8 protein-coding genes are annotated in these 6,603 nt (G+C 47.1%); 3 read left to right on the forward strand and 5 right to left on the reverse strand.

From position 1 onward, the window contains the following. The first annotated feature begins 23 nt into the window (after positions 1-23). Positions 24-710 (forward strand): two-component system response regulator RppA, encoded by a 687-nt coding sequence (gene rppA / locus QUB12_RS28205; protein WP_333146840.1) that lies wholly within the window; start codon positions 24-26, stop codon positions 708-710. A 148-nt stretch (positions 711-858) separates the two neighbouring features. On the opposite strand, the gene QUB12_RS28210 is transcribed toward rppA, so the two are convergent. The 3 genes from QUB12_RS28210 to QUB12_RS28220 all read right to left on the reverse strand — a co-directional run bounded on the left by QUB12_RS28210 (position 859) and on the right by QUB12_RS28220 (position 3,724). Further along, positions 859-1,695, reverse strand: a complete 837-nt coding sequence (locus QUB12_RS28210; protein WP_333309389.1) for a metallophosphoesterase — start codon at positions 1,693-1,695, stop codon at positions 859-861. A gap of 553 nt (positions 1,696-2,248) precedes the next feature. After that, on the reverse strand, positions 2,249-2,722 hold the full coding sequence (gene msrA / locus QUB12_RS28215; RefSeq protein ID WP_333146862.1) for a peptide-methionine (S)-S-oxide reductase MsrA: 474 nt from the start codon (positions 2,720-2,722) through the stop codon (positions 2,249-2,251). A 39-nt stretch (positions 2,723-2,761) separates the two neighbouring features. Then, complete coding sequence (locus tag QUB12_RS28220; protein WP_333309391.1) at positions 2,762-3,724, reverse strand: DNA polymerase III subunit delta'; 963 nt, start codon at positions 3,722-3,724, stop codon at positions 2,762-2,764. On the opposite strand from QUB12_RS28220, the gene QUB12_RS28225 reads away from it, so the two are divergent. Beyond that, positions 3,723-3,860: a hypothetical protein gene (locus tag QUB12_RS28225; protein ID WP_333146833.1), complete on the forward strand. Its 138-nt coding sequence runs from the start codon at positions 3,723-3,725 to the stop codon at positions 3,858-3,860. The genes QUB12_RS28220 and QUB12_RS28225 overlap by 2 nt on opposite strands. Positions 3,861-4,282: 422 nt before the next feature. Here the strand turns inward: QUB12_RS28225 and tmk are convergent, their stop codons facing one another. Continuing rightward, positions 4,283-4,951, reverse strand: a complete 669-nt coding sequence (gene tmk / locus QUB12_RS28230; RefSeq protein WP_333309393.1) for a dTMP kinase — start codon at positions 4,949-4,951, stop codon at positions 4,283-4,285. A gap of 105 nt (positions 4,952-5,056) precedes the next feature. Here tmk and QUB12_RS28235 point away from each other — a divergent pair, with 105 nt between their 5' ends. Further along, positions 5,057-5,404 (forward strand): hypothetical protein, encoded by a 348-nt coding sequence (locus QUB12_RS28235; protein ID WP_333146829.1) that lies wholly within the window; start codon positions 5,057-5,059, stop codon positions 5,402-5,404. Positions 5,405-5,601: 197 nt separating this feature from the next. Here the strand turns inward: QUB12_RS28235 and QUB12_RS28240 are convergent. Next, a partial coding sequence (locus tag QUB12_RS28240; RefSeq protein WP_333146827.1) for an HAD-IC family P-type ATPase occupies positions 5,602-6,603 on the reverse strand: 1,002 nt, incomplete at its 5' end.

Genomic DNA, 6,603 nt, shown 5'->3' on the forward strand with positions numbered 1-6,603 from the left:
TAAGTCTCAAATATGAAATCAGGATGCGGATTCTTTTAGTTGATGATGAAGTTGAGTTGACTGACCCTTTGAGTCGAGTTTTAAGCCGCGAAGGTTATACAGTTGATGTGGCATTTGACGGAGCAAGTGGCAGCAATTTAGCCATGCAGGGTAATTACGATTTGCTAATTTTGGATTGGATGCTGCCGAGACAAACCGGACTGGCAATTTGCCAGAAGTTGCGATCGCAAGGAAGGAATACGCCAGTGCTATTTCTCACCGCCAAAGATACCGTAGACGATCGCGTACAAGGACTTGACGCGGGTGCAGACGACTATTTAGTCAAACCTTTTGAACTGCGAGAACTGCTAGCCAGAGTCCGCGCCTTGCTGCGGCGGCCTCCTACTTTTGATGCCGAGGTTGCTGTCGGGCGGCTGCAAGTTGCAGATTTACAGCTAGACTACGACAATCAATTAGCTTATCGGGGCGATCGTACAATTGACTTATCAGAAAAAGAATGTCAATTATTAGAATACTTAATGCGCCATACCGGTCAATTGCTAACACACGAACAAATCCACCAGTATTTGTGGAGTGAAGCAGAAAAACCCAGCAGCAATGTATTAGCCGCTCAAATTCGCCTGCTGCGCCGCAAAATAGAAGCCCCAGGCGAATCGGTGCTAATTCACACAGTTTACGGCAGAGGCTATCGCTTTGGAGAAGCCAGTTAATAATAATAGGGATTTCCCAAAAATCTGGTAGGGTTCCATGCACACCTCACCTGCCGCATATATAACTTTATCTACTTTCGGGAAAACCTGGGCTAGTTTTGTACAAATATTATCTTTGGTCAGGAAAGTGTGCACCCTAAACCAGCCCTTACAGATGTTGACAAACCAAAGTAATTACTGTCACCTCCGGCGGACAAAATAGCCTCCCCGGCGCATAAGTCCCCAAACCGCGATTCACGTACAGCCAATTACTCCCAACCTGATGCAAACCGCTAGCCCATTCCCAGTGAGTAACTACTCGATCCCAAGCCGACAGAAAAGGAATGAACTTTCGGATTCGTTTAGGAATAAAATAGCCAATTTTTCTGACCCAAGCGTACAAAGGGCCGATACCGGGAATAACGATTTGACCGCCGTGAGTGTGTCCAGAGAACTGCAAATCAATTCGCCAATTTTGCAGCTTTTCAGCAGTATCAGGATTGTGAGACAAGACAATCCGAGGAATCGCGGGATTTATGGATGCCATTACAGGTTTAGGCGCAAAATCCCCCGACCAAAAATCAGCCAGCCCAACTAAAGCCAATTCAGACCCCAAAGGATAGATTGCTTCGTTGTACAAAACCCGAATTCCGACGCTATTTAAAGCATTAGTAACCTCTGTTTTTGCCCCCGGTAAATAGTGGTCGTGATTGCCCAAAACCGCGTAAATTCCCACTCGACTTTGCAAGTTTTTCAATCGCTGCACTAAGCCGTAAATAGGTGCGGGATCGTAGCTAATAAAGTCACCAGTTAAAAAAATCATGTCGGGTTCAGCTTCGTTGGCCGCAGCAATCGCCTCTGCTAGCAACCATTCCGACAGCCGCACCCCGTCATAGTGAAAGTCCGTAAGCTGTACAATTTTAGTACCGGATAGATTTGCTGGAAGATTAGCGATCGGTATTGTTAAATGCTCTACTCGCAGTTTCCCAGTTAATAACCTGTGCATAAATCTAAGGTTTATTGATGACAGAGCGCCACCTCTAGCTTAGCAAATAAACCAGCAAGACTGCCAAACTAGATATTCTTCCCTTTTCCTTATATCCTCTGACTAATTACTACAGTCCGGGACGCAAAAATTCGGATTTCCTCACCAGAATTGAAACAGAAATGCCCAATCTTCAGTTATGCTTCCTTGCAAAAATGTTTGGGTCTTACGCGCCCAACTAATACAGCATTTTTATCATATTATGACTTGCATGACAAGCGGTTTAAAACGCGCTCAATCCTCTTCAGAGTGGCATTCCCCGCCCCGCATCTATATGCTTTTGGCAATTGTCAAAGCTGAGAATTGCACCGCATCCCCATCGCATCGGCATACCACACGGGGATTGCCCCTACCAAACACTATCTTATGACTAATGATTTATTACTGAGTAGGTGGAAATAAACATGGCGTGGGTGAGGCAGGGTGTTGCATTAATAATCAACTGTGGCTAGTATATATTATTGCGTTACCCGCCCCTAAGATATTTTATTTTTTTCTCCCGTCTGCCTACTTGTTAACTAATAACTTTTGACGAAAGCCGCTTCTTCTCAATATACTGCTGGTGGTAATCCTCTGCCATATAAAATTCACCAGCAGGTTTGATTTCGGTGGCAATATCTTTGTCGTATTTACCGGAAATTTGCAATTTTTGTTTGGAGATGCGCGCGGCTTTTTCTTGTTCGGAATTGTGATAAAAAATCACCGACCTGTACTGTTCGCCTCTGTCGGGGCCTTGGCGATTGATTTGGGTAGGATCGTGACAGTTCCAGAATACATCTAGCAGTGCTTCGTAACTCACCTGCGATCGATCGTACTCTATCAGCACTGATTCAGCGTGACCGGTGACTCTGGCGCAAACATCCAGGTAGCACGGATTCGGCCAGTGGCCTCCTGTGTAGCCCGCAGCAGTCGAGACGACACCCGCAACGGCGCGAAACTTGTGTTCAACTCCCCAAAAACAACCGGCGGCAAATGTGGCTTTTTCCATCGTGTTACTCATCGTATTGGGTTGAAACTTGGCAATAAATTATGCTTGACATATTCCCATTAGTGTGCATTCCCAAACTAATCGCGGCTGTACGTAGTTTAGCAAATATTGCCGCGCTTTTTCCAAGGGCTCTAAGGGCGATCGACTAATTCCCCCTGCCAAAAATTGCTGCCAGTAACAGTGCTGTAAATAATCGATTAACCACAACTGAGATTCAGTATCTAAAGTTTTATCAATTTCCTTGGCCAATTCCAAAGCAGAGCGCAGATTTTGAGGCAACTGCTTCACTTTTTGCAGCAAATCATCGGGTATTGATTGCAGTTGCTGCCAAATAGCAATCGCCTCCCCAGGACTGCCCTGAGCCATCCCCAGTACCTCGGAATGATTCAAAATTTGCGCGAATCCGGCTTGCTGCAAAACTTGTGCCATTGCTTCGGGATTCAGCCGAGAAAACTGGATTTTTTGACAACGAGAAATTAAAGTTGGTAGCAAAAGTTCCACAGTCGGAGCAATTAAAACGAGGGCTGCCTTTCCCGGTTCTTCCAAAGTCTTCAACAAGCCGTTAGCGGCTCCCTCACCCATTGTTTCTGCTTGTTCCAACACTACGACTGAACGCGCAGCTTCTAGCGGCGGTCTGCTGAGAAAATCACCGATTTCTCGAACTTGTTCTAAGCGAATTTGTGGTGGTGCTTTCCGCTTTAAACCGGCTTCCTCTGCTTCCTTTGGCGTAAGCCGTTTGCCTTGGTTCATGTAAGTTGGTTCTACCCAGAGTAAGTCTGGATGATTTCGCTGCCTCACGCGATTTTGCACGGAGGCTATTAGTCGGGTTTCGGGAATATTGGCTGAGAATAAAAGCTCGATGAAACACTGAGCCGCTAAACTTTTGCCGATGCCGTTAGAGCCGACAAATAAATAACCAGGAGCAATTCGGTTTCGCTCGACTGCTTGAGTTAGCAATTCTACTGCTCGCTCTTGTCCGATTAATGATGTAAAATAATCCATGTTTGCTCAGGAAGAAGGAAGTTCGGCAACGAACAGGCAAGATGCCTGTTCCACAAAGAGTGAATTTTCTTGTGGAACAGGCAAGATGCCTGTTCCTAAACAAGTAATTGAGAATGTTACAATATCTCAGATGTAACGGATGTCAGGATGAAGGAAGAAGGAAGAAAATCTAGGGTTTCAGCAATTAATAACATATTAAGCGTCGGGGGTGGTTGCTATAATAATACCAAAAGGTTATTGTGGTTTAATAGACTGCTAAATAATTGTTTTGAGTTAAGAAGTTAAATTGTAAGTTGCCGGAGCCGGACACGGCAATGCCCAAGGCGTGTCAACTTAAGCTTTTAGTCCACCAGTCCTCCCGCCCACCCGTCAGTCCGCCAGGGAATGAATTCCCTGTCTAATAGCGAAAGTCCTCTAAAAGAGGACTAATGAGTTCTTCAGTCCTCTTTTAGAGGACTTTCGCTTTGAGGCAGGGGTTTAAACCCCTGCCGGACTATCGGTTTGACGTTAAGTTGACACGCCTTGGGATCTTGGAGTGTCCCTATAGATTGTGTTACCCTATTTTTCAGAATTGGTATTATTTAAATATCCCCAAGCTTCTAAGCTGCGAGTTACAATAGCTTGAATTTCCTGAGCGACTTCATATTCAGGCCGATCGGCATTTATGCGAACAATTCGAGATTTATTGGCCTCGGCTAAGTCCGCAAAACCTTGCTGCACAAGGCGGTGAAACTTCAAATCCGCTTGCTCGATCCGATCGCACCCTCCCCGAGCCCTTACCCTCGCCAAACCCTCCTCCACATTAATATCCAGCCACAAAGTCAGATCGCTTTCCAAGCCGCCGGTGGCAATTTCATTCAACTGCTTAATTAAATTTAAATTAAGACCGCGGCCGTAGCCCTGATAAGCAATCGTAGAGTCAGTAAAGCGATCGCATAAAACAATCGTTCCCTTAGATAACTCGGGTTTAAGAAAAGTTTCGACGTGCTGAGCGCGATCGGCAGCATACATGAGTAATTCTGCTCGATCGGATACAGATTCGCCCCCATCTTGTTTCAGCAGCAAATGTCGCAGTCCCCTTCCCAGGTCAGTACCCCCCGGTTCGCGAGTAGCCACCAACGGGACTGTGAGAAAGCAACTTGCTTGCAGGAACTGTATCAGGCGCTGCATTTGCGTAGTTTTACCGGCACCTTCAACCCCCTCAAACACGATAAGTTTACCCTTCATTGCCCTAACTTCCCATTTGAATAAAATAAATCCATATTGTTCTGTAGATCGGTTCTAGGTTCGGTATGATAATAAAGTCTAAATGCCTCACGGCTGGAGTTTTCTATGGCTCGCTATACTGGTTTTTTTATCGTTGCCGTTCCGATCGACCGTCTGCGTCAATCCCTGATTGAAATTTTAGAGTCATGCAATCTTGATATTATCTACAATACAGGAGATTCCGTCATGGCTCGCGAACTTCCCGGTCAAGTTTCGATCGCCAAACTTGTCACCGCAGAAGTCCTAATTGAGAAAAACACGGCCAGCGACTCAGAGGTTCGCATGAACTTCGTGATTAAAAACGAAGAACTGCCCCTGCAAACCAACAACCACTGCCGTCAAATGTTCGAGCTAGTGAGTCGTTCCGTTATGAACAACAATAATTGGCGACTCTTGGAAAGTATGGCACTGTAGCCATTAGTCAGTCGATTTTACATTTTAGATTTTAGAGTGACTCCACAGATAAATCTGGGGCCTCGAACTAACGTCGAAACTTCTTTGGTTTCGACTCCTGGTGTGGGGGGCTTGTATCCGTCTTGGGATGAGGTCATTAGTCATTACTTTCTAGCTAATGACCAATGACCTCGTACTTTTATTGGTCATCCCTAAATTTAAGCTCGAAATCCCCGGCGCAAAAACAAAGAATTTGTAACCACGCTAACAGAACTAAAGGCCATAAATGCTCCGGCCGCCGCAGGACTGAGTAGAATTCCGGTTGCAGGCAGCAAGATACCCGCAGCCACCGGAATTCCCAGAGTATTGTAACCAAAAGCCCAAAATAAATTTTGGCGAATCTTATTAAAAGTAGCGCGCCCCAGCTCGATCGACTCAACAACATCCATCAAAGCATTTCGCATCAGCACAATTTGAGCAGTCTCAACTGCCACATCAGTACCACAGTGTAAACCGATACCGACATCAGCTTGAGCCAAAGCCGGCGCATCATTGATACCATCTCCCACCACAGCCACTTTACAGCCTTGGGCTTGCAAAGTCGCGATCGCCCTCGCCTTCCCCTCCGGCCGCACCCCGGCCAAAACATCAGCCGCCGTCAAATCTAGCTGCTGCGCCGTCGCCGCCGCCGCCGACGGCGTATCCCCCGTCAGCATCATCACCCGCAATCCCATGCCCCGCAAACGTTCCACCGCAGCCTTAGCATCCGGCCTCAGAGTATCTTTTAGCCCGATTACCCCCAGCAAAACGCCCTCAGAAGCCACGTAAACCGCCGTTTTGCCTTGCAAAGACTCCGACAATTCCGTCGCCACAGCGACCCCCTGCTCCTTCATCCACTCAGCATTCCCCGCGAACACCCGTCGGCCCTCCACCAAAGCCGAAACCCCCAAGCCCGGTTCGGTGCAGAAATCCTCAGCAGCTAGCAGCGGCAAACCTTGCTGTTGAGCTTCCAGCAAAATCGCTGCGGCGATGGGATGACAAGCGCCCCTTTCCACCGCCGCCGCAATTTGCAGCAGTTTTGAGTCAACCCGGCCAGCAACTCCATCAATTGTGGAACAGGCATCTTGCCTGTTGCCAGAAACCCCATCAATTGTGGAACAGGCATCTTGCCTGTTGCCAGAAACCCCATCAATTGTGGAACAGGCATCTTGCCTGTTGCC

This window comes from Microcoleus sp. B7-D4 (genome assembly GCF_036705125.1).
GTDB lineage: Bacteria > Cyanobacteriota > Cyanobacteriia > Cyanobacteriales > Microcoleaceae > Microcoleus.